Origin of the sequence: Glutamicibacter sp. NPDC090743, assembly GCF_044769125.1 — a bacterium.
In the GTDB taxonomy this organism is placed as follows: domain Bacteria; phylum Actinomycetota; class Actinomycetes; order Actinomycetales; family Micrococcaceae; genus Glutamicibacter.
In genome coordinates this window covers 476,332-498,530 of the sequence record NZ_JBIVXE010000002.1, presented here as the reverse complement: position 1 = coordinate 498,530, position 22,199 = coordinate 476,332, and the positions used below count along the sequence as shown (strand labels likewise).

Below are 22,199 nucleotides of genomic sequence, written 5' to 3'. Positions count from 1 at the left end.
CCCGCAACCCCGGCCGTACATCCCCTAAGGAGGCTTGTGTTCCTCGACGTGCTCTATGGCGTGCTGCCGCTGTTCTTCGTCATGCTCATCGGCTACGGCGCCAGCCATGCACCCAAATTCCCGGCCAGCGTGGAACCGGCACTGAATGTGTTCGTCTTCTATGTCGCCTTGCCTGCGTTGCTCTACAAGGTGGTTGCACGGGCGGATATCAGCGAAGGCGTGCCGCTTGCATTCCTGTGGATCAGTATCGTCTCCGCGCTGCTTTTCGCCCTGCTCAGCTGGCTGGCTTTCCGCTATCTGCTGCGCGCAAACCGGGCGCGGGCGCTCGCCGGCATGCTGACCACCAGCTTCGGCAACGTGTCGTACTTGGGAATCCCGATTATCCTCGGCGTCATGGGCGCCGAAGCCGGGTTCGCCGCGGGCATGGGGCAACTGGTCCACAACATCATCTTCATGGTCGGATTCCCCATCCTCGCCCAAATTCTCTTGCCCAACGGCAAAGGAGGCCAGCACCCGGCAAGCGCCGCGCGCATCGCCCGGACCATCCGCAATGCCCTGGTTTACAGCCCGGTCACCTGGGCCATGGTCCTTGGCGGCACGGTAGCAATCCTCGATGTGCCCGTACCACGGCCTGTGGACGACACCGTTGACCTGATATCCGCCGCGGCCGCCCCGGGTGCGCTCTTCGTCATCGGCATGTCGCTGAAGCGGACCATTGACCGTTCGCGTGCCAGGAAGCATGCACCGGTTGCTCCGGATGGCTCTGCGGCTGGCGGCAGCTGGGCGAGAACCTCCATCGCGGCCATGGTGCTGGGCAAACTCGTGGCGATGCCATCGCTGACGGTGGCAATGCTGCTTGTTTTCGCCCCGGATCTGGATCGCATCTGGTTCAATGCCGCGGTGCTCATGGCGGCCATGCCGGTCAGCGCAACCGCCTACATCATGGCCCAGAGCGACACCGGGGATGGCGAGCCGACCGCGGTGGCCATCGTGATCACCTGCGTCCTGTCGGTCATTGCCTTGCCGGTGCTGGCTCAATTGGTACTGAAGTAGTCCCCGCGCTTTCCTTGACCTTTGCCCCGGTGCGGGGACAGTCTTGTAGCAGCACAGGCTAATCGGCCCGGAGTATCCAGCCCGAGAGATGAGATGCAGGGATTTGATGAAGAAGTTTTCGCTGGCCGCCATCGCCCGAACCCAGCTGAGGGAAGCCGCGGATGCAACCAATGGCCGAGCTGCCAGCACGGTTTTCGGCGGACATGAGCACACCCTGCGCCAAACCGTCATTGGGCTCACGGCCGGCACTGAGCTGCAAGAACATGTGAATCCCGGCGAAGCGACACTGCTGGTCCTCCAGGGCAGGGTCACCGTTTCATCCCTGGGCAACCAGTGGGAGGGGCGCAGCCAGGATCTCATTGTGCTTCCCGAGGGGAGGCTGAAAATCAGCGCCACGCAGGATTCCAGCGTGCTGCTCACCGTAGCCAAGATCGATCGCTAGGGGACAGCAAAATGCGGGCCAGTTCACATCCATGAACCGGCCCGCATCTGCAGGGGAGAAGGACTGATTAGACGCTGACCGCGTCCTTCTCCCGGTCTCCAGTGCCGCTTTCGCCGGCCGCGGCTTCGGCGTCTGCCAAGTCCCCGGCTTCAGCGTCGATGGCGTCGGCGGATGCCGCGGCTTCGCTCGCCTTGGCTTCAAGCGCCCGGCCTTGCAGCGCGGCGAGCTCCTCGGCGGAAACCGGGTGGCTGGAGGTCTGCACCGGCTTGAGCTGGTCGATGACCATGGTCACGGCCAGGCTGGCCAAGGCCCAAATAGCCAGGACCACCAGGTGGGAGCCGAGTCCGACACCGTCGAAGTAGACGATCGCGCGGATGGCTTCAACGGCAGCCGGCATCGGCAGGATGTCGTGCAGGATGGTGAAGATGCGCGGTTCCATGTAGATGGACAGCCCGCCATTGGAGGCTGGGACGCCCAGGAACATCACGATCAGCATGGTCGGGACCAGGCAGACCATGCCCAGCAGGCGGTTGAATACCGTGGTGAGCATGGCCACCGCGAAAATCGCGAGCATGCCGACGCTGAACAGCTGCCCGAAGTGGCCCTCCACTGCCCCGGTGAACGGGCCGGCGATCAGGCAGAGCACGGCGGACATGAAGGCCGAGTACACGGCCACCAGCGGGACCAGTTTCTGCAGCGGGGCCATGTGCGGTGCCGCGGTGGCGCCGACCATGATGACCATGAAGCCTGCCATCACCCAGCCCATGCCCAGGTACATGGCCACGGTGCCCATATTGTCGTGTTCCGGAAGCGGGGCCAGCTCCTGGTGGTCCACTTCCATCTGCTGCCCTTGGCCGATCTGCGTGAACACCTGGACCAGCAGCTGCGATGCGGCGTTGCCGGAAGCCTGGGCGGTATAGACGGCAGCTTCCGGGCTCTGCTCCGAAGGCAGCACGAAGGCCCCTGTCAGCTCCAGGGACTCGACCAGGTACCGGGCGTCAGCGGCATTGTCCATGGCGGTTAACTCGAACATGCCCTCCATGGATTCGTTCAGCGAATCCACGGTCTGCTGGGCCTGCTCCACGGAGGAGCCCACGACGGCTACCGGCATGTCGCGTGGCACCGGGGTCTGCATGGCGCCGAGCATCGAGCTGAGCATGATGGCGATCATGCCGAAAGGCAGCGCGGCCAAGGTGATGTAGCGCCACGCCTTGTTCTTGGGGCGCGGGCCGCCATGCAGGGAAGCGACATTGATCTGGGTGGGGATATCGCTCTTGTCCTTGGCGATGCGCAGGGCATCGAGCAGGGCGACCAGCAGCAGCGCGGCGACGGCACCGCCGGCGAGAATCAGGATATGCCGGGCCGCTCCGTCGCCGTTGAAGTACAGCACCGAGCGCATGGCTTCGCCCAGGGCAGGCATCGGCAGGAACTGGTGCAGGAACGGGAAGATCTTCGGCAGGGTGTAGACCGACATGCCCATATTGGAGGCCGGCTGGCCCAGCACCATGAACAGGAACATTCCGGGGATGACGGCCATGGCGCCGAATATGCGGGTCAGCAGCAGCTGCCCGGCGCCCACGGCGAAGACGCCCAAGGCCAGGGTCGACCACGCGGGCAGGATGCTCGCGGCAGGAATGACGCCCAGGATCGGGCCGCCGACGAGGATGCCCAGCCCGGAGAGCAGGAGCGACCATCCGCCCAGCAGCGGCAGCGCGCGGCGGCGCTTGAGCAGTTCCGGGGAGTTCGAGAAGGCCATCGACCAGGGCATGTAGCCGGCAGTGATCATCGCGGTGGCCAGCAGCATGGCGCCCATGCCCATGGAGTCGTTCTCCGGAAGCGGCACCAGATCCTGGGAAGCCAGTTCCAGCGACTGCTCCATGATGACCGGCGTGAGCACGGCCGTGATGGCCGAGGTGGCTGACATGCCGGCGCCGCTGGCGGTGTACAGCGTGGCCGTATCGCCATCGAGGTCCACCGCAGCGGTGACTTCGCGGTCGTAGACCAGCTCGCGGGCTTCGCGGGCCGAGTCCACGATGCGCAGGTCCACGGCCTCAGCATTGCTGTCCTCCAGCGCCCGGGCAAAGTCACCGGCCGCTGCGCTGCTGGTGGCCGAAATGGCCACCGGCATGTTCGTGGCCGACTGGTGGTGCATGGCCCCCAGGTAGCCCCAGATCATCATGCCCACGATCATCAATGGCATGATGAAGACTGCGACAGTCCTGCCGATCGTTTCGGCCTTGGCGCGTTTGGCGGCCGCTTCCTGCTCGGAAAGAGGCTGCTTCTCGCGCTTGGCCCTGCGGGAGGGCGGCGGGTTTTCAGTGACTGCGGCGTCGTTGCTCAACTGCGCATGCTCCTTGGATTCTCGGTCTGCAGCGGGGTGCGAGGCAACCCGCCAAGGTCTTTAGTTGAATACTAACAACTAATTTGCGCCACATGGCGTAAAATTGTCTGCAACTGTGCCGAGGTTCACTTCCTTGGGCGCCGGGACGAGATGATGCGAGGAAAGGCGGGAACGGTGAGCCGACACGGCGATAAGGCGCGGGAGGTCTTGCTCGATGCGGCAGAAGAGCTCTTCGCGAGCCACGGCATAGATGCCGTATCGAATCGGAAAATTACCGAGCATGCCGGTACTGCCAACCATTCGGCGATCAAATACCATTTCGGGAGCCGCGAGGACCTGTTGCAGGCCATGCTCCAGCGGGCGCTGGGCGACATGCGCAGCTGCCGCAACCGCCTGCCATCCCTTGCTGGCGGACCGGAGGCGAGCCTGCGCGAGGTGGTCACCGTGCGGACCCTTCCCTGGATCTATTCCTTTGACGCGCTGCCGCGGCCCTCCTGGCGGGCGCAATTCCTCTACCAGGCACGGCTGCATCCAGGCCTGCCGGCGATTGTGGGCGACAGCCTGCGCGACGAGGTGCTGAGCGTGGCGGGCCCAGGACGTGCTCGCAAGGAATTCGAGGGCATTCCGGAGGTCGTGGTCAGGTCGCGTGCGCTGATTCTCGGTCCGATGTTCCTGGGGCTGTGCGCGCAGTACGAGCGCACGGTCAATGAAGGCAAGCAGCGGGGCAACTGGGAGTCGCTGGGCTACTTCCTGGTCGATTCCATGGTCGGCATGCTGGCGGCGCCAAGCACCGCTGCGGCCGACTTCATGGGATTCGGCGAGGACTAGCCGGGCTGGCGCGAGGCGCTGCAGCCGGAATTAAAAAACGCAGAGGCCAGGTCCCGACGCCTCAGGGGTTGGCCTCTGCGTGGTCTTCAGGGGACGCCTAGCGTCCCGGGTGCTGGCCGAACAGGCGGCTCCACAGCGAGGGGGCCTCACGGGTGATCCGCGGCTGGCGGGCAATATCCGGATCCAGGTTCTCGATGGGCTGGAACAGTCCGGTGCGCAAGGCGTCGGTGGTGGCAATGAGGCGCTGGTCCTCCGGTGTGCAGTTGATCTTGCTTGGGTTGATAGCGGTCATTGCGACCCTCCTTCGCGATTTCACATTTCCATAATATGGAAATTATCTTCTGTGTTGTGAAACCATTATGTAGGCTATGTCGGAGCGTTTGCAATAGCTGGGCGCAAAATTATCTATCCACAATATGGAAACCGGCAAAAAGTCACACTTGTTAAAGTTTTTCCAGCTTTCGCTTGACTGCGACGCTGTGAGGTGGATTACAGTGGTCACACAAGGTTCCACGAAACCAGCATCGAGTCGAAGCCGAAGTCTCCTTCGGTGGTAAGGGTGTTCAGCCAAGGTCCGTGGAAAGAACGACCGTTTGAAAAGAGCTGATCACCCGATGCGTTTAGACGTATTCAACCAATTGCCCGCAGCCGAGGCCGCTGATTTCCTGCGCCCCTGCGTCGATGTCGACCGCTGGATCGATGCCCTTGTTTCCGCCCGTCCTTTCAGCAGCTTCGATGCGCTTTCCAGCTTTGCGCTCCAGGACGTCGCTCCCTTCAGCCGCGAGGAAATTGCCGCCGCCCTGGCCCACCATCCGCGCATCGGCGAACAGGCGCAGGGAAGCAGCAAGGAAGCGGACCTCTCCCGCGGCGAACAGGCAGGCCTGGACCTTGATGACGATGTCGCCGGCCGCCTGGCAGCAGCCAACCGGGCCTATGAGCAGCGCTTCAACAGGGTATTCCTCATCCGCGCCGCCGGCCGCAGCACCGAAGAAATCCTTGCCGAATGCGAACGCCGGCTGGCCAACGCAGAACAGGCTGAACTGCTTGAAGTAGCAGAGCAGCTGCGCCAGATTGCGCTGCTGCGGCTGGAGAACTCGGTGGACAACTAAGCCCATGCCCGGGGTGAACCCTGCGCATTTATCGATACCAATCCCTCCGACAGCCAGGAGATGAACATGGCAGATGGAAACGGCGAACGCAGCCACATCACCACCCACATACTCGACACCGGGACCGGGAGGCCTGCCTCCGGTGTCAAGGCCACGCTGGAAGCCAAGACGGCATCCGGCTGGCAAGAAATCGGCTCGGGTTCCACGGATGCCGATGGCCGCATCAAGAACCTCGGACCGATACAGGTTGAAGCCGGCCGCTACCGGATTTCCTTTGAAACCGGCGGCTACTTCGGGAAGCAGGGAACGGAAAGCTTCTTCCCCACGGTAAGCATCGATTTCTTCGTCAACGACGTCGACGAGCACTACCACGTACCTCTTCTTATCAGCCCGTTTGCATATTCCACGTACCGAGGGAGTTAGAACAATGACTACCGAAATCACCGCCCCAGCAGATACCAAGATCGTGCTGGGCTCCAACCAGTACGGCAAGGCCGAAGTCCGCCTGGTCAAGATCACCCGCGACACCGTTCGCCACCAGATCCAGGACCTGAACGTCACCAGCCAGCTGCACGGCGACTTCACCGCCGCGCACCAGGACGGCGACAACGGCCGCGTCGTCGCCACCGACACCCAGAAGAACACCGTCTATGGCCTGGCCCGCAACGGCGTGGGCGCCATCGAGGAGTTCCTGGTGCAGCTGGGAAACCACTTCACTGGCGAATTCGAGTGGATCACCGGCGGCCGCTGGGCAGCCCAGCAGTTCTTCTGGGACCGCATCAACGACCATGACCACGCCTTCTCGCAGAATAAGTCCGAAGTGCGCACCGCCGTGCTGGAAATCGACGCCGAAGGCAAGAAGTCCATCGTTGCCGGCCTGGAGGACCTCACCGTCCTGAAGTCCACGGGCAGCGAGTTCCACGGTTTCCCGGTGGACAAGTACACGACCCTGAAGGAAACCACCGACCGCATCCTGGCCACCGACGTGACTGCGCGCTGGCGCTACACCGGCCAGGCCATCGCCCAGGGCATCGACTTCGACGCGGTCTACACCTCGGTGCGCCACCTGCTGCTGACCCGCTTCGCCGACACCCACTCGTACGCGTTGCAGCAGACCATGTTCCAGATGGGGCAGGCAGTGCTCGAAGCGCATCCGGAAATCGCCGAAATCAAGATGTCCCTGCCGAACAAGCACCACTTCCTGGTTGACCTGGAAGTCTTCGGCCAAGACAACCCCAATGAGGTCTTCTTCGCCGCGGATCGCCCATACGGCCTGATCGAAGCGACGATCACCCGCGAAGGCACCGACGCGAATCACCCCATCTGGGCCAATATTCCGGCATTTATCTAACTGAACGGCGTTGAAGGTGGGCCGGCGCTGGCACGCCGGCACACCTTTGGCAGCGACTGACGTAGGAGGTCAGCCTTGAGCGCTACACAAGATGAATCTATCAAAGGCAATCGTCCCGAGGACGCGAAGCTCCCTCTGGGGAAGTCCTTTGCCTATGGCCTGCAGCATGTCCTGACGATGTACGGCGGCATTATCGCCCCGCCGCTGATCATCGGAAACGCTGCCGGCTTGGCTCCGGACGAGGTGGGCCTGCTGGTCGCCTGCTGCCTGTTTGTCGGCGGGCTGGCCACCATCCTGCAAACCGTGGGCATCCCGTTCTTCGGGGCGCAGCTGCCGCTGGTCCAGGGCACGTCCTTCGCATCCGTGGCTACCATGGTGGCCATCGTCAACGGGGGAGGCGGAATCCAGGCGGTCTTCGGGGCCGTGCTCGTCGCAGCGCTGATCGGCTTCCTCATAGCGCCGTTCTTCGCCCGCATTGTCAGGTACTTCCCGCCGGTGGTCACCGGCGTGGTCATTACGATGATCGGCATCTCGCTGACCCCGGTCGCGGCCAACTGGGCCATGGGCGGGGACGCCAAGGCCGATGACTACGGGTCGCTGGCCAACATCGGCCTGGCCGCCGGAACACTGCTGGTGGTCCTGCTGCTGTCCAAGGTCGGCAATGCGGCGATTTCCCGCATGTCGATCCTGCTGGCCATCGTGCTGGGCACCGTCGCCGCAGCGCTGCTGGGCATGGCCGATTTCTCGCAGGTCGGGCACGGCGCGATCTTCGCCTTCCCGCAGCCACTGGCCTTCGGCATGCCGGTCTTCGAAATCGGCGGCATCATCTCGATGACCATCGTGGTGCTGGTGATCCTCACCGAAACCACCGCAGACATCCTCGCTGTGGGCGAGATCGCCGGATCGAAGGTGGATTCCAAGCGCATTGCCGACGGCCTGCGTGCCGACATGGCCTCTTCCGCAGTGGCGCCGATTTTCAATACCTTCACCCAGTCGGCCTTTGCGCAGAATGTCGGCCTGGTGGCCATCACGGGAATCACCAGCCGCTTCGTTGTCGCGGCCGGTGGCGGCATCCTCGTCGTGCTCGGCCTGCTGCCGATCCTCGGACGAGTGGTCGCTGCCATCCCGACTCCGGTGCTCGGCGGCGCAGGCATCGTGCTCTTCGGCACCGTCGCCGCTTCCGGGATCCGGACCCTGTCCAAGGTGAAGTACGACGGCATGAACCTGGTGATCGTCGCGGCATCGATTGCCTTTGGCTGCATCCCGATTGTGAAGCCGGACTTCTACGCTGGATTCCCCACGTGGTTCGAGACGATCTTCCATTCCGGGATTTCCTCGGCGGCCGTGATGGCCGTGCTGCTGAACCTGCTGTTCAACGAACTCAAGTTCGGGAATACAAAGGATGCATCGGTCTTCTCGGCGGCTCCGCCGCGCATGGTCAAGACCGAGGAGATCTGCGGATTGCTCGATGGCGACCACTACGTGGGCGGCAAGCTCATCGACAAGGAAGGCTACGAAATTCCGGTGGTCACGCCCGATGAATTCGAGCAGATCCAGACCGGAGCCATCCAGATGCCTGTACCCAGGCCTGCCGAGACATCAGGGCACTGAGGAATCGGCCCCATCCGAACCCGACGCCGAGGAATTGCTCGATGACGAGAAGTAGCAGCTAGCGCGAAATGCTCGCAAACTCCGGTTTGCGGGCATTTTGCGCGAGCTCGAGCAGTTGCACTTCACAGCGCGAACAGCCAGGGAGCACCGCCGGACGAGTTTTCCGGGCACCTGGCGCAGGGCTGGCCCAAGTGCTGGACTTCGTTGGATGTTCCGTGCAGGCACCGGACCAGTACCGGGCTCCTGCGCGGCAGCGGGAGCATCGGCGTTTTGCGAGGGTCTAAGCTAGATGACTGTGAGTTCAGCAAATCTTTCCATCGGCGTTGACATCGGTGGCACCAAAATCCTTGCAGCCCTTGTGGATCAAGAGGGGAACGCCTTCGGGCAAATCCGCCGCGAGACACCTGACCATGACGTGGCTGGGACCGAACGTGCCCTGGCTGAGATGATCCGCGAGCTCTCGAAGGGCAACGAAGGTCTTCCGGTGGGCATTGGAGCCGCGGGATGGATGGACCGCAAGGGGCAGAACGTGCTGTTCAGCCCCCACCTGTCTTGGCGCAATGAACCGGTGCGCGACCGTCTGATGCAGCTGGTAGGACATGAAGTGACCCTGGTCAACGACGCTGATGCGGCCGGCTGGGCCGAGCATCGTTTTGGCGCGGGCCGGGGCGAAAGCGACATGGTATGCCTGACCCTCGGAACGGGGATCGGCGGGGCGGTCATCCTCGGAGGGCAAATCCACCGTGGCAAGTCCGGGATTGCTGGCGAATTCGGGCACCAGGTGATCGTTCCCGGCGGCCATCGGTGCGCCTGCGGAAACCGCGGTTGCTGGGAGCAGTACGCCTCTGGCAATGCCCTGGGCCGGGAAGGAGCCGAACTTGTGCGCAGCAAATCACCGGTGGCCTTCCGCCTGCGCGAGGCCGTGGGCGATGATCCGGAGGCCGTTACCGGGGCGGAGGTAACTCGACTTGCCGCAGAGGGCGACCCGGCGTGCGCCGACCTCATTGCGGATATGGGCGAATGGCTCGGGTTGGGCATTTCGAATCTGGTCTCGGTTCTGGATCCGGGGACCATCGTTATCGGCGGCGGCTTGGGCGCGGCGTCAAAGCAACTGGTGGCCACCGCGGAAGAGACCTACCGCCGCACCCTCTCCGGCAGGGGCTACCGTCCCTTTGCGAAGATCAGCCAAGCCGAATTGGGTCCGGTGGCAGGCCTGATCGGGGCTGCTGATTTGGCGAGGTTCAATCAACAGCAATAAACATTGACAGGACATTAGGTCTTATCTAGGCTCAGGTTGTTATTCAACACGAGAGCGAGGTTCCGGCATGGTCCTGCCAGAGAAGCCGCCGCAGACCCGTGGCTGGCCGCTAGCAGTCGTTTTGGGAACCTACGCGGTCGCCATGTGCGGTACCACCATGCCAACCGCGCTGTATCCAATGCTCCAGGATGAACACGGCCTGAGCACCGCCGCCTCGACCCAGCTTTTTGCGATATACGCCCTTGTGGTGCTCACGGTGCTGTGCATCTTCGGTTCCCTCTCTGACGCCATTGGCCGCAAGCCCGTCATGATTCTCGGGTTGCTCTCCTCGGCCGCCAGCGGGATGCTTTATGCCGTGGCCACCGACGCTCCCATGCTGTTCATTGCCCGGGCCCTGTCCGGGGTGTGCGCCGGCTTGGTCACCGGAACGGCCACAGCCTATTTGGCGGATCTGGTCTCCAGCTCCGGACGCGGTGCCGCCATTTCCAGCCTGGCGAATATGGCGGGACTAGGCAGCGGGCCGGCCTTGGCGGCATTTCTGACTTTCTTCTTCCCGGCTACCCCCATGATCGCTTTCAGCGTGCACGCGGTGCTTTCGGGCCTGTGCATCGTGCTGCTGACCATGATCCCCGACAGTGTTGCGCACCGCCGGGGCGGGTGGAAACTCAGCCTTCCGCTGGTGCCGCGTTTGGCACGACGGGACTTCTGCGTGGGCGGACTGATGACCCTGGGTTTTGCGGTCATGGGCGGCTGTACAGCCATGACGTCCATCCTGGTGGTCCGTGCCTTTGGGATTACCGACCTGCGCCTGCTGGGGCTCATCGGTTCGCTGATTTTCGCCGCCACTGCCGTGGGACAGAAAGCGGGCGGGAAGCTGGTCAGCGAAAAAGTGCAGCTGGGCTATGCCGGGCTGGCGGTGGGCGCGGTGCTGATAGCTATTGCCCCGAGGTTGGGCGGGGGCCTGGCGGTCACGGTGTACCTGGTTGGCCTAGTGGTTGCTGGACTGAGCCATGGTGCGCTGTTCCCGGTGGGACTGGGCATCGTACTGCGGCGCATCGAGCTGCGGCATCGAGGCAGCGCCAGCTCCGCCTTCTGGGTACTGGGCTACGCCCTGACCGCACTTGGGGCGCTGGGGCTGGGCTGGGTAGGGCAGATTAGCGGCGAATCGATGGCAGTGACCTGCTTCGGCGCAATCATCGCACTGTGCGCAATCGGGTGCGCCAGGCTTCATCGCCGCTGGGACGATTCTGCAAACTCGCGAATCCCTGCCGGACCCTAGGCCTGCGTGCGGCGGGCATTGCTGGCAACACAGCCGAGCTCCAGTGGGCCCCGGTCTGCGTGTGGCAGAGAACACGTGGTTTGCCGGAATGAGGTGCAGTCGATCCTCGTTGGGCATTGATAGAGGAAAACCGTATCCGGCAATGGCCCGAACCAGTGGCCTCGGACAGATCTGAAAGGCAATCAATGACAGTTGCATCCCAGGAAATCCAGGCCGACACAGCAACGCTCAACGCCATTTTTGGCGAGGCACGCACCGCTAACGCGTTCACCGGAGAGGTTACCGAGGAGCAGGCCCAGGAAATCTACGAACTGGCCAAGTTCGGTCCAACCGCGTTCAATTCCCAGCCGCTGCGCGTCACCTACGTGCGGTCGGACGAAGCCCGCGCCACCCTGGTCGACGCGCTCTCCAACGGCAATAAAGCCAAGACCGCAGCAGCTCCGCTGGTAGCGATCCTCAGCTATGACACGGCATGGCACGAACAGTGGGACAACTTCCTGCCCGGCTACAACGCGCCCAAGGCCATGTACGATGCTGATGCGGACTTCACCGCATCCACCGGCAACAACAACGCACACCTGCAGGCAGGCTACTTCATGCTCGCCGCGCGCAGCTTGGGCTTCGCGGTAGGTCCAATGACCGGCGCGGACTTCTCCGCCATCGACGCATCGTTCTTCCCGGAAGGCGAGCAGAAGAGCTTCCTGGTCGTGAATATCGGCCAGCCAGCCGAGAGCGAGATCGGCTCGCCAAAAGCACGCTTCGACTACGAAGCAGTTGTCCGCACCGTCTAGGTGCATCGAGTACTTCGAAAACGGCATGCGCCAGAAGCCCGGAATTCACACGGTGAATTCCGGGCTTCTGCACGCCAGCGGGAGGATCCTAGGAGGTTGCGGCCAATGAAGCTTGCAGGGCTGCGTCGGCCTCAATGAGTACCTTGGCGGCGACTTCCAGGCCCTCAACGGCACCTAGCTCGGTGTCCTCGTGTTCGATGTTCACCATCATTTCCGGATCCACCTCGTGCAATGCGCGCAAGAACTCGGTCCAGAATGCGGCGCCATGTCCCTTGCCCAAAGCCACGAAGTCCCAGGCTGAATTCTTCGGCCACTCGTTCGCCCATTCATCCCCGCCGAGGTTGGTGCGTGGTTCGTCTTCGCCCAGTTTGCGGAAGCTGTTATCCAATACGCCCTGGATGGCCGCATTCGGATTGACGCGCACATCCTTGGCTGCTGCGTGGAAGACCCATGGGCCCAGGTCGCGGACAACGGCCACCGGATCCATCTGCTGCCAGAAGAGGTGCGAAGCATCCAGTTCAACTCCGATGTTGCTGGTACCGGCCCGCTTCAACAGCTCTCGAAAGCTTGCAGGGTTGAAGACCAGGTTCTGCGGGTGCAGCTCCAGAGCGACCTTGACTCCGTGTTCGACAGCCAGCTCATCGATTTCTTTCCAGAATTCCGCGGCAATCCCGAATTGATAGTCCAGCTGGTCCAGAGCTGCCGAATTCCAGGCATTGACTACCCAATTCGGGGTCGAAGCATTGGGGTCTCCAGCGGGCAGACCGGACATGGTGACCACGCGGGTCTGGCCTAGGCGCGCGGCCAGCTTGATGGAGCGGCGAATGTCCTCGGCGTGCTTCTGGCCGATTTCGCGATTGGGGTGCAACGGGTTGCCGTTGCAGTTCAGCCCATAGATTTCCACGCCGGTGCCTTCGAATTGGGCGAGGAAAGCATCGCGAGCGATGTCCGATTCCAGGATTTCATCGATGTTCGGCACGTGCACTGGGGGCAAGAAGCCACCGGTATTCAACTCGATGCCGGTCAGTCCCTGGGCGGCAATGACCTCCAGGGCTTCGGCCAGCGGGCGGTTGTGGAGGATTGCGTTGTAGACTCCGAGTTTCACAGTGAAACCTTCTTTCCGTCATTGGCAGCGGACTGCACGACCGCCTGGAGGACCTGCATATTGTGCACGCCCTCGTCGAATGTTGCGTTGATGGGAAGTGCATTGCCCAGGCCGCAGACCTCGTCGAGGAAGGCGCGCGCCTGGTAACCGAAGGCATCATTCTGGCCGAAGCCGACACCTGGCGCATCCATGGGCAGTCCGCCACTGAGGTAGGCGTGTTCCGAGCCGAGATTCACCGTGCGGTAGCCATTGGTTGCCGAAGGCCCCTCGGTGAGCATGATTTCGATTTCCGCTGGACGCAGCTGGCTGAAGCGTGCGGCGCCCTTCTCGCAAAAGACCTCGAAGGTCAGCGTATTGGGGTGGCCGGCTGCCACGCGGGAAACTTCCAGGCTGCCTGCGGCCCCGGCTAACTGTACGTTGAACGCCGCGTAGTCGTCGTTTTCTACCGGCTCGGACGTGTCGCTCAGTTCCACGAGATCGTGGCCGGTGACGGCGCCGGCTGGCAGGAAGCGTTCGGTGATGCTGGTGCTCAGCTGGCCGCCGCTGACCGAAAGAATCTCGCCGGCCAGGAATTCGGCAACGTAGGCCAGGTGGCTTCCCACATCGGCCAGTGCGCCCGAGCCTGGCTGGCCCTTGAAGCGCCAGCTCATCGGGGCCTGCGGGTTGTGGCCGTAGTCGGTCCAGTAGCGTCCGGAGAAATGCAGCACCTTGCCCAGGGTGCCATCGGCGATCAGGTTCTGGATCGTGGCGATGCCCGGGGTGCGGCGGAAGGTGAAGCCAACGCGGGCCACGGAGTCGGCGTTGCGGGCCGCGGTGGCCATCGCTTCAGCTTCTTGAAGGGTGTCAGCCAGCGGCTTTTCGCACAAAACGTGCTTGCCGGCAGCCAGCAGGCCCTCGACGGCTTCACGGTGGAAACGGTTGGCAATAACTACCGAGACCACGTCGATATCTGGATCTGCGGCCACCTCTTGCCAGGAGCCGAGCGCCTTTTCGTAGCCGTAGCGCTTGGCGACCTTGGCCGCGAGCTCGGTGTTCACATCAGCCACGGCAACGTAGCGAAGCGGCGGCAAGTCGGAGCTGTAGAGGGTGGGTGCTGTGCGGTACCCAGCGATGTGGGACAGCCCGGCCATGCCGGCGCCAATGACGGCAATGCCGATGGTTTTTGTCATGGAATTCTCCTGGATGAAAGCTGTTCATGGAATATTTTGGAGCGCTCCAAAAGAGTCTAGAACCTATTTCAGATCGCGGTCAAGGGGTCTGCAGGAGAAGGTTTGGAACCGGAGGGAATCAGGGCCGGCGTGGTGCCGCGCAGGTGCCGCGCTCGATGAGCGACGGCTCCATCAGCACGCGCTGGGCTTCGCGTTCGGGATTGGCGAGCCGGGAGAGCACCTGCTGGGCCACGTGCAATCCAAGCTCGTGGTTGCGGCTATCCACGGTTGTCAGGCGCAGCAGGTGGGTGCCGGAGAGCGGCGAGTTGTCGTAGCCGATGATTGACAAATCCCCAGGTGTCGACAGGCCGGCTTCCCGGGCGGCTGCCATGGCTCCCATGGCCATTGAGTCGTTGCCGGCCAAGATGGCCGTTGTTTCCGGGGCTTCGCCCAAAAGCTGCCGTGCGCACTGGTAGCCGGTGTCTTCGGTGGTCAGTTCGCTGACCGAAACGATGCGCTCTTCGAGTCCCGCGGCCTTCATTGCCTCCTGGTACCCGGCCAGGCGCAGCATCGAGGCTCCGCCGCCACCGGCGATGTGGCCAATATTCCGGTGGCCCAGCGAAACCAGGTACTCGATGGCTTGGCGTGCCCCGAGCCTGTCGTCACTGGAAGAAATGTCCGCGCCGCGAACCTGGGTGGCGCGATTGCCGGCCACAATGACCGGAACCTGCGCTGAAAAGCGCATGGCAGGAGTCGGTTCGGTGGCCAGTACCAAAGCCTCTACCCGGGTGCTGAGGAATCCATCGAGCGGGTCCGACTCGACGTGGGTGTTGAGTGCCCGGTCGGAAACTGCGATGCGCAATCCTGCGCTGGCCAGTCCTTCTTGGAGCCCGCGAAGAAGTTCCACGAACCAGACGTTGGTGTAGTCGTCGATGACTACGCCGACTGTCTGGCTCGTGCCGCCGGCAAGTGCCGTGGCGGCCTGGCTGGGGCGGTAATCCAGTTCCTTGATGGCGGCCAGTACTGCCGCGCGACGTGCTTCCGAGACGCTGGGGGAGCCGCGCAGCACCAGGGACACCAGCGACTTGGAAACACCTGCGGCCTGGGCAACGTCGTAGATGGTCGCTCGACGGCGTGCTGCGGCCACAGTTCCTCCTGGGGGTGTCGGTTGTTCTCGTTAAGAGCCTAGCGTTTTGCTCGAGCGCACGGCCGTGCGGGACGGTTTCGACGCGTCGAACTTCGCGGGCCACGCCATGAAGCCAAGACATGGCATGTGGAAATTTTTTTATTTTCAACGTCCGAAACAGATGGAATACCCCGGAATTCCGCGGATTTGTCCACACCATGTTACTCATGTTGTAAATATGTCAGTACAAACCTTTGACAGTGCCGAATTCATGGTGCAAAGTATTTCTTGTGGCACCGTTCACATCTTCGGCAGTTGGCCGATCCCTGAACTTCTGACTCGAAAGGACGTCGATCTGCGTGACTTACGACGTACTCACCCTCGGACGCATCAGCGTCGACGTGTATCCGAATGACATCGGCGTTTCCCTCGCGGATGTGAACACATTCAGCAAGTACCTCGGCGGCTCCGCCACCAACGTCGCCGTGGCGGCCGCCCGGCACGGCCGAGCAGCCGGTGTGATCACCAAAATCGGCGACGACGACTTCGGCACATTCCTGGAACGCGAATTGGACCGCTTCGGCGTGGACCGCACCCAGGTAGCCCGCGACGCCACGTTGCAGACGCCGGTCACCTTCTGCGCCATCATGCCGCCGGACGACTTCCCGCTGTACTTCTACGGACGCTTCCCGATGGCGCCGGACTGGAACATCGACAGCAGCGACATCGACCTCCAAGCCGTCAAGGACTCCAGGATCTTCTGGAGCACCGTCACCGGCTTGAGCCGCGAACCTTCGCGCACCGCGCAATTGGCGGCCTATGCCGCCCGCCCAGCAGATTCCCTGGCCCAGGGTCAGTTCACCATTCTGGATTTGGACTACCGCCCGATGTTCTGGGACACCGTGGAACAGGCTCGCGAACAGGTATCGCGTGCCCTGCCATCGGCCACCGTGGCCATCGGCAACGACACCGAATGCTCGGTAGCCGTCGGCGAAGGCACCCCGGATGAGCAGGCCGACCGCCTGCTGGAGGCCGGTGTGCAGATTGCCGTGGTCAAGCTCGGCCCCGAAGGGGTCATGGCCAAAACCCGCACCGAGCGCGTGGTTTCCGCGCCGGTCCCGGTGCAGACCGCTAACGGACTGGGTGCCGGAGATTCCTTCGGCGGCGCCTTCTGCCACGGACTGCTCTCCGGCTGGCCGCTGGAACAGGTGCTTGACTACGCCAATGCCGCCGGAGCCATTGTGGCCTCGAAGGTTGCCTGCTCCGACGCCATGCCGGACCCGGAAGAAGTCAATGCCCTGCTGGCCGAGCGCGGCCGCACCGTACCCGACTCCCAGAAAGACCTGGTCTAGATATGAAACAGGCATCAGAGCTGCCAGTGGACCGGGAAGACCCGCGCCGCTACGAATCCATCACCCGCCAGCGGCTGGAAGACCCGGCCTCGGTGCAGCGCGCCGCTTCGCTGCGCCGGAAGCACGCCGGCCCGGTGCTGGGACGGCAGAACTTCATCATCGCCGCCGACCACCCGGCCCGCGGCGCCCTGTCCGTGGGCAAGCGCGCCACGGCCATGGCCGACCGCCGCCAGCTGCTGGACCGACTGCAGATTGCCTTGCAGAACCCCGCCTGCGACGGGGTGCTGGCCTCGCCCGATATCCTCGATGACCTGCTGCTGCTGGGCGCGCTGGAAGGCAAGCTGGTCTTCGGATCGATGAACCGCGGCGGGCTCACCGGCTTGGTCAACGAGATCGACGACCGCTTTACCGGGCACAGCGCGGCCGCCCTGGCTGCCCTGGGCGCCGACGGCGGCAAGATGCTCACCCGGATCAGCTACGAGGATCGGGACACCGTGAAAACCCTGGCCGCTACCGCCGACGCCGTGTCGGATCTGGCCCGGCACCAGCTGGTGGCGATGGTCGAGCCGTTCATCTCCAAGCGGGCCGAGGGCAAGGTAGTCAACGACCTGCGCCCGGAGGCAGTGATCAAGTCCATGGGCATCGCCTCGGGACTGGGCGAAACCAGCGCCTACACCTGGCTGAAGATTCCCGTGGTCCAGGAGATGGAACGGGTCATGGCCGCGACCACCCTGCCCACGGTCCTGCTCGGCGGGGATCCATCGGGCAGTCCCGACGAGGTCTTCGCCTCGTGGCAGGCGGCGCTGGCCCTGCCTTCGGTGCAGGGGCTGACCGTAGGCCGGACCCTGCTGTATCCCGAGGACGGGGATGTGGCCGCCGCCGTGGCAACCGCCGCATCGCTACTGGACACCACCGCAACCGTACGCAGCTGAGAAGGACGAAGCTCGATGACTACACGCACAATGACCGTTGCCCAGGCGGTCGTGGAATTCCTGGGCCGCCAGTACACGGTGGATTCCATCGGCGGCACGCACTACCGCGAACGGCTGATTCCGGGCATGTTCGGGATTTTCGGCCACGGGAATGTTGCCGGGGTGGGCCAGGCGCTGAAGCAGTGGCAGGCCAAGGACCCGAGCCTCATGCCGTACTACCAGGGCCGCAATGAGCAGGCCCAGTCGCACCAGGCCGTCGCCTACGCGCGGCACACCCGCCGGCGCGCCACCTACGCGGTCTCCACCTCCATCGGCCCCGGGTCCTCCAACTTGCTCACCGGTGCGGCGCTGGCCACCGCCAACCGCCTGCCGGTGCTGCTGCTGCCTTCGGACACCTTCGCCACCCGCGCCGCGGACCCGGTGCTCCAGCAGCTGGAAATGCCGCACGGCTACGACATCACCGTCAACGACGCCTTCCGCCCGCTGTCCAAGTACTTCGACCGGGTCACGCGACCCGAGCAGCTGGCCAGTGCCTTGCACCACGGGTTGCGGGTGCTCACCGACCCCGCCGAAACCGGAGCGGTGACCATCTCCTTGCCGCAGGACGTGCAGGCCGAGGCCTTCGACTTCCCGGAAGAGCTCTTTGCCGAGCGCGAGTGGAAGATCCGCCGCCCGGCACCGGAATCCGAGGACATCGCGGCCGCCGCGGCGATGATCCGCAAAGCCAAGCGCCCATTGATCGTCGCAGGCGGCGGCGTGCTGTATGCCTACGCCACCGAGGAGCTGGCCGCCTTCTGCGAAGCCACCGGCATTCCCGTGGGCAATACCCAGGCCGGGGTGGGCGTGCTGCCGTGGGATTCCAAGTACTCCCTGGGCGCCATTGGCTCCACCGGCACCACCGCGGCCAATGCGCTGGCCGAGCAGGCGGATCTGGTCATCGGCATCGGCACCCGCTATGAGGACTTCACCACCGCCAGCCGCACCGCATTCCAGAACCCGGACGTGAAGTTCGTGAACATCAACGTCGCCGCGCTGGACGCCTACAAGCACGGCACCGTGCTGCCGGTGGTCGCCGATGCCCGCAAAGCGCTGATCGCGCTGCGCGAGGCGCTGACCGGGTACCGGGTCGAGGGGGCCCTGGAAGTCCAGGCCGCCACCGAGAAGCAGCGCTGGGACGCGACCGTTGATGCGGCCTTCGCCGAGCGGCTGAGCCCGCTGGTCAGCCAGAACGCCATCATCGGAGCGGTGAACCAGGCCATGGATCCGCGCGATGTGGTGGTCTGCGCCGCCGGCTCGCTGCCTGGGGACCTGCACAAGATGTGGCGGGTCTCCGACCCGTTCGGCTACCACGTGGAATACGGCTTCTCCTGCATGGGATACGAGATCGCCGGCGGGCTGGGCATCAAGCGCGCCGCCCTTGCTGAAACCGCGCGAGGCTCCGAAGAGTCCCGCGACGTCGTGGTGATGGTGGGTGACGGCTCCTACCTGATGATGCACACTGAGCTGGTCACCGCCGTGGCCGAAGGCCTGAAGCTGATCACCGTGCTGATACAGAACCATGGCTACGCCTCCATCGGAGCCCTGTCCGAATCACTGGGCTCCCAGCGTTTTGGCACCAAGTACCGCACGCTCGATGCCCAGCGCCACAGCTTCGATGATGGTGCGACCTTGCCAGTGGACCTGGCTGCCAACGCCGAGTCGCTGGGCGTGAAGGTCATCCGGATCGAGCCCGGGCCCCAAGCCATCGATGAGCTCTCGGCGGCCATCGCCCAGGCCAAGGCCGCGCCCGAGGGTTCGGGGCCGATCCTGATCCACATCGAATCCGACCTCTACGCCGATGCTCCCTCCAGCGAGTCCTGGTGGGATGTGCCGGTCAGCGAGGTCGCCGAGCTGGACTCCACCACCCAGGCCCGCAAGACCTACGCCGAGCACAAATCCCGCCAGAAGCCCCTGCTGGGCTAGGCGCACCGCACCAGACCAACTCGAATACCGAAAGACGTGAACCCATGACTGCTACCGCTACCGAAGTCACCGAAATCCTGCACTACATCAACGGCAAGCCCAGCGCCGGCACCGGCACCGCCACCCAGCCGGTCTACAACCCGGCAACCGGAGAAATCACCGGCCAGCTGCACCTGGCCAGCGGCGAGGACCTGCAGCAGGCTGTGGCCGTGGCCAAGGCCGCCTCCGAAACCTGGGGCGAAGTATCGATCGCCAAGCGCAGCAAGATCCTCTTCCGCTTCCAGCAGCTGCTCACCGAGCACACCGGCGAGCTGGCCCGCATCGTCACCTCCGAGCACGGCAAGGTCCTCTCCGACGCCGCCGGCGAGATCAGCCGCGGCATCGAAGTGGTGGAGTATGCCTGCGGCATCTCCCAGTCGCTGAAGGGCGAATACTCTGACCAGGTCTCCACCGGCATCGACGTGTTCTCCTTCCGCCAGCCGCTGGGCGTGGTCGCCGGCATCACCCCGTTCAACTTTCCGGTGATGGTGCCGCTGTGGATGGCACCGGTGGCCATTGCCACCGGCAACGCCTTCATCCTCAAGCCTTCTGAGCGCGACCCTTCGGCCGCCTTGCTGATCGCCGAGCTGTTCAAGGAAGCCGGCCTGCCCGACGGCGTTTTCCAGGTGCTGCACGGCGGCAAGGAAACCGTGGACGGGCTGCTCACCCACCCGGATGTGGATGGCATCTCCTTTGTCGGTTCCACTCCGATCGCCAAGTACGTGCACGAAACCGCCACCAAGCACGGCAAGCGCGTGCAGGCCCTGGGCGGAGCGAAGAACCACGCGGTGATCATGCCCGATGCCGATATGGACTTGGCCGCCGACCACATCAACGCAGCCGCTTTCGGCTCCGCGGGCCAGCGCTGCATGGCCATCTCCGTGGCCGTCGCCGTGGGCGATGCCGCCGATGGCCTGGTGGACAAGCTCGCCGAGCATGCCCGCAACGTCAACGTCTCGAACGGCTTCGATGAGACGGCGGATATGGGACCGGTGATCACCCCGGCCTCGAAGTCCCGCCTGCAGAAGATCGTTGGCGAGGCGCAGGAAGCTGGCGCCGCGCTGGTCATCGACGGCCGCGACCTGGTGGTCAAGGACCACGAGAACGGGTTCTTTGTCGGCCCGACCATCATCGACAAGGTCAGCCGCGAGATGAGCGCCTACACCGAGGAGATCTTCGGCCCGGTGCTGGTGGTGCTGCGCGTAGACAGCCTGGAAGAAGCCATCGAAGTGGTCAACGCGAACCCCTACGGCAACGGCACGGCCATCTTCACTTCCTCCGGTGCCCACGCCCGCACCTACACCCGCCGCATCCAGGTAGGCATGGTCGGGGTCAACGTGCCGCTGCCGGTGCCGGTTGCCTGGCACTCCTTCGGAGGCTGGAAGGACTCGCTGTTCGGCGAGCACCACATCTACGGCCCCGACGGCGTGCGCTTCTACACCCGGGGCAAGGCCATCACGCAGCGCTGGCCGGAGCCGGCTCAGGGCACGGTCGCCACCTTCAACTTCCCCTCCAACTAGGCACCTTGAACAGAAGATAAGGTACGCACCATGGCACAGAACATCACCATTGGGACTGCCCCCGACTCCTGGGGAGTCTGGTTTGCCGATGATCCCCAGCAGACACCCTGGCAGCGCTTCCTCGACGAAGTGGCTGAAGCCGGCTACAAGACCATCGAACTTGGTCCCTACGGGTACCTGCCCACCGACCCCGCGCAGCTGGCCGACGAGCTGGCCGCCCGCGACCTGAACGTCTGCGCCGGCACCGTCTTCACCGCCTTCCACCGCGGCATCGACGGCAGCGCCAGCGCCTGGGAAGAAGCCTGGGAACCAGCCCGCAAGGTGGCCGAGCTGACCGCCGCCATGGGAGGCGAGCATATTGTGGTGATCCCTGCCATGTGGCGCGACGACGTCACCGGCCAGGCCATCGAATCGGGCACCCTGGACGGTTCGGCCTGGGATTCGCTGGCCAAGGGCCATGACCGGCTGGGAAGGATCCTGCAGGAGGAATTCGGCCTCAAGCAGCAGTTCCATTCCCATGCCGACTCCCATGTCTGCGGCCAGGGCGACATCGAGAAGTTCCTTGAGCTCACCGACCCGCAATTCACCACCCTGTGCCTGGATACCGGACATGCCGAATACGGTGGAGCTTCCAGCGTGGATTTGATCCGCCGCTTCCCGGAGCGCATCGGGTACCTGCACCTGAAGCAGATCAACCCGGACATCCTGGCCACGGTCCGCGCACAGGACATGACCTGGGCCGCGGCCAACTTGGCCGGGGTGATGTGCGAACCGCCTTCCGGGTTGCCTGACCTCAACGAGGTCTTGAAGGAAGTGGAGAAGCTGGGCCGTCCGATTTTCGGAATTGTCGAACAGGACATGTACCCGGTGGCCGACTTCTCGGTGCCGCTGCCCATCGCCACCCGCACCCGCGACTACCTGCTCAGCTGCGGCTCGCGCAGCCGCGTCTAAG

General features: G+C 63.9%; 20 protein-coding genes. 15 read left to right on the top strand and 5 right to left on the bottom strand.

Annotation, left to right across the window (positions count from 1 at the left end; genetic code table 11):
* The first annotated feature begins 36 nt into the window (after positions 1–36).
* Together ACIQTS_RS05725 and ACIQTS_RS05720 are read left to right on the top strand one after the other, a co-directional pair.
* Complete coding sequence (locus ACIQTS_RS05725; protein ID WP_400289753.1) at positions 37–1,053, top strand: AEC family transporter; 1,017 nt, start codon at positions 37–39, stop codon at positions 1,051–1,053.
* A gap of 106 nt (positions 1,054–1,159) precedes the next feature.
* Positions 1,160–1,495 (top strand): LuxR family transcriptional regulator, encoded by a 336-nt coding sequence (locus ACIQTS_RS05720; RefSeq protein ID WP_400289755.1) that lies wholly within the window; start codon positions 1,160–1,162, stop codon positions 1,493–1,495.
* A 67-nt stretch (positions 1,496–1,562) separates the two neighbouring features.
* Here the strand turns inward: ACIQTS_RS05720 and ACIQTS_RS05715 are convergent, their stop codons facing one another.
* Complete coding sequence (locus ACIQTS_RS05715) at positions 1,563–3,836, bottom strand: ABC transporter permease (RefSeq protein WP_402471984.1); 2,274 nt, start codon at positions 3,834–3,836, stop codon at positions 1,563–1,565.
* Between the two features lie 174 nt (positions 3,837–4,010).
* On the opposite strand from ACIQTS_RS05715, the gene ACIQTS_RS05710 reads away from it, so the two are divergent.
* Positions 4,011–4,664, top strand: a complete 654-nt coding sequence (locus ACIQTS_RS05710) for a TetR/AcrR family transcriptional regulator (protein WP_166650753.1) — start codon at positions 4,011–4,013, stop codon at positions 4,662–4,664.
* A 97-nt stretch (positions 4,665–4,761) separates the two neighbouring features.
* On the opposite strand, the gene ACIQTS_RS05705 is transcribed toward ACIQTS_RS05710, so the two are convergent.
* Positions 4,762–4,956 carry a hypothetical protein gene (locus tag ACIQTS_RS05705; RefSeq protein ID WP_133833838.1) on the bottom strand — a complete coding sequence of 65 codons (195 nt, stop codon included), beginning with the start codon at positions 4,954–4,956 and terminating at the stop codon, positions 4,762–4,764.
* Between the two features lie 322 nt (positions 4,957–5,278).
* On the opposite strand from ACIQTS_RS05705, the gene uraD reads away from it, so the two are divergent.
* The 7 genes from uraD to ACIQTS_RS05670 all read left to right on the top strand — a co-directional run bounded on the left by uraD (position 5,279) and on the right by ACIQTS_RS05670 (position 12,063).
* A complete protein-coding gene (uraD, locus tag ACIQTS_RS05700) occupies positions 5,279–5,773 on the top strand; it encodes a 2-oxo-4-hydroxy-4-carboxy-5-ureidoimidazoline decarboxylase (RefSeq protein ID WP_105656559.1) in 495 nt (164 codons plus the stop codon).
* Positions 5,774–5,839: 66 nt separating this feature from the next.
* Positions 5,840–6,196 (top strand): hydroxyisourate hydrolase, encoded by a 357-nt coding sequence (gene uraH / locus ACIQTS_RS05695; RefSeq protein WP_402471979.1) that lies wholly within the window; start codon positions 5,840–5,842, stop codon positions 6,194–6,196.
* A gap of 4 nt (positions 6,197–6,200) precedes the next feature.
* Entirely contained in the window at positions 6,201–7,124 is a 924-nt protein-coding gene (gene pucL / locus ACIQTS_RS05690) for a factor-independent urate hydroxylase (protein ID WP_402471976.1), read from the top strand.
* A 75-nt stretch (positions 7,125–7,199) separates the two neighbouring features.
* Positions 7,200–8,735: a nucleobase:cation symporter-2 family protein gene (locus ACIQTS_RS05685; RefSeq protein WP_105656556.1), complete on the top strand. Its 1,536-nt coding sequence runs from the start codon at positions 7,200–7,202 to the stop codon at positions 8,733–8,735.
* Between the two features lie 295 nt (positions 8,736–9,030).
* Positions 9,031–9,993, top strand: a complete 963-nt coding sequence (locus ACIQTS_RS05680; RefSeq protein WP_402471973.1) for an ROK family protein — start codon at positions 9,031–9,033, stop codon at positions 9,991–9,993.
* A gap of 67 nt (positions 9,994–10,060) precedes the next feature.
* On the top strand, positions 10,061–11,272 hold the full coding sequence (locus ACIQTS_RS05675) for an MFS transporter (protein ID WP_400289765.1): 1,212 nt from the start codon (positions 10,061–10,063) through the stop codon (positions 11,270–11,272).
* A gap of 185 nt (positions 11,273–11,457) precedes the next feature.
* On the top strand, positions 11,458–12,063 hold the full coding sequence (locus ACIQTS_RS05670) for a malonic semialdehyde reductase (RefSeq protein ID WP_402471971.1): 606 nt from the start codon (positions 11,458–11,460) through the stop codon (positions 12,061–12,063).
* An 88-nt stretch (positions 12,064–12,151) separates the two neighbouring features.
* Here ACIQTS_RS05670 and ACIQTS_RS05665 read toward each other — a convergent pair whose 3' ends face one another.
* The 3 genes from ACIQTS_RS05665 to ACIQTS_RS05655 form a co-directional block, all read right to left on the bottom strand.
* Positions 12,152–13,168, bottom strand: coding sequence for a sugar phosphate isomerase/epimerase family protein (locus tag ACIQTS_RS05665; protein ID WP_402471969.1), 1,017 nt, complete (start codon positions 13,166–13,168; stop codon positions 12,152–12,154).
* Complete coding sequence (locus tag ACIQTS_RS05660) at positions 13,165–14,337, bottom strand: Gfo/Idh/MocA family protein (protein WP_400289770.1); 1,173 nt, start codon at positions 14,335–14,337, stop codon at positions 13,165–13,167. Before ACIQTS_RS05660 ends, ACIQTS_RS05665 begins: the two co-directional genes overlap by 4 nt.
* A gap of 118 nt (positions 14,338–14,455) precedes the next feature.
* Positions 14,456–15,463 carry a LacI family DNA-binding transcriptional regulator gene (locus ACIQTS_RS05655; protein WP_105662237.1) on the bottom strand — a complete coding sequence of 336 codons (1,008 nt, stop codon included), beginning with the start codon at positions 15,461–15,463 and terminating at the stop codon, positions 14,456–14,458.
* Between the two features lie 338 nt (positions 15,464–15,801).
* Between ACIQTS_RS05655 and iolC the strand changes: the two genes are divergently transcribed.
* From iolC to ACIQTS_RS05630, 5 genes are read left to right on the top strand one after another with little or no spacing between them, the layout of a single operon-like run.
* Complete coding sequence (gene iolC, locus ACIQTS_RS05650; protein WP_332486336.1) at positions 15,802–16,794, top strand: 5-dehydro-2-deoxygluconokinase; 993 nt, start codon at positions 15,802–15,804, stop codon at positions 16,792–16,794.
* Between the two features lie 2 nt (positions 16,795–16,796).
* The gene (locus ACIQTS_RS05645) at positions 16,797–17,726 is read left to right on the top strand and encodes a deoxyribose-phosphate aldolase (RefSeq protein ID WP_402471966.1); all 930 of its coding nucleotides are present in this window, start codon (positions 16,797–16,799) and stop codon (positions 17,724–17,726) included.
* Between the two features lie 30 nt (positions 17,727–17,756).
* Positions 17,757–19,688, top strand: coding sequence for a 3D-(3,5/4)-trihydroxycyclohexane-1,2-dione acylhydrolase (decyclizing) (gene iolD, locus ACIQTS_RS05640; RefSeq protein WP_402472150.1), 1,932 nt, complete (start codon positions 17,757–17,759; stop codon positions 19,686–19,688).
* 44 nt (positions 19,689–19,732) lie between these two features.
* Positions 19,733–21,247 carry a CoA-acylating methylmalonate-semialdehyde dehydrogenase gene (locus ACIQTS_RS05635; RefSeq protein ID WP_402471964.1) on the top strand — a complete coding sequence of 505 codons (1,515 nt, stop codon included), beginning with the start codon at positions 19,733–19,735 and terminating at the stop codon, positions 21,245–21,247.
* Positions 21,248–21,277: 30 nt separating this feature from the next.
* Entirely contained in the window at positions 21,278–22,198 is a 921-nt protein-coding gene (locus tag ACIQTS_RS05630) for a sugar phosphate isomerase/epimerase family protein (protein WP_402471961.1), read from the top strand.
* Position 22,199: the final 1 nt, after the last annotated feature.

Coding starts and splice junctions, on each gene's coding strand:
- ACIQTS_RS05720 (WP_400289755.1), top strand. CDS start 1,160: ATGAAGAAGTTTTCGCTGGCCGCCATCGCCCGAACCCAGCTGAGGGAA.
- ACIQTS_RS05705 (WP_133833838.1), bottom strand. CDS start 4,956: ATGACCGCTATCAACCCAAGCAAGATCAACTGCACACCGGAGGACCAG.
- uraD (WP_105656559.1), top strand. CDS start 5,279: ATGCGTTTAGACGTATTCAACCAATTGCCCGCAGCCGAGGCCGCTGAT.
- uraH (WP_402471979.1), top strand. CDS start 5,840: ATGGCAGATGGAAACGGCGAACGCAGCCACATCACCACCCACATACTC.
- pucL (WP_402471976.1), top strand. CDS start 6,201: ATGACTACCGAAATCACCGCCCCAGCAGATACCAAGATCGTGCTGGGC.
- ACIQTS_RS05675 (WP_400289765.1), top strand. CDS start 10,061: ATGGTCCTGCCAGAGAAGCCGCCGCAGACCCGTGGCTGGCCGCTAGCA.
- ACIQTS_RS05670 (WP_402471971.1), top strand. CDS start 11,458: ATGACAGTTGCATCCCAGGAAATCCAGGCCGACACAGCAACGCTCAAC.
- ACIQTS_RS05660 (WP_400289770.1), bottom strand. CDS start 14,337: ATGACAAAAACCATCGGCATTGCCGTCATTGGCGCCGGCATGGCCGGG.
- ACIQTS_RS05645 (WP_402471966.1), top strand. CDS start 16,797: ATGAAACAGGCATCAGAGCTGCCAGTGGACCGGGAAGACCCGCGCCGC.
- iolD (WP_402472150.1), top strand. CDS start 17,757: ATGACCGTTGCCCAGGCGGTCGTGGAATTCCTGGGCCGCCAGTACACG.
- ACIQTS_RS05635 (WP_402471964.1), top strand. CDS start 19,733: ATGACTGCTACCGCTACCGAAGTCACCGAAATCCTGCACTACATCAAC.
- ACIQTS_RS05630 (WP_402471961.1), top strand. CDS start 21,278: ATGGCACAGAACATCACCATTGGGACTGCCCCCGACTCCTGGGGAGTC.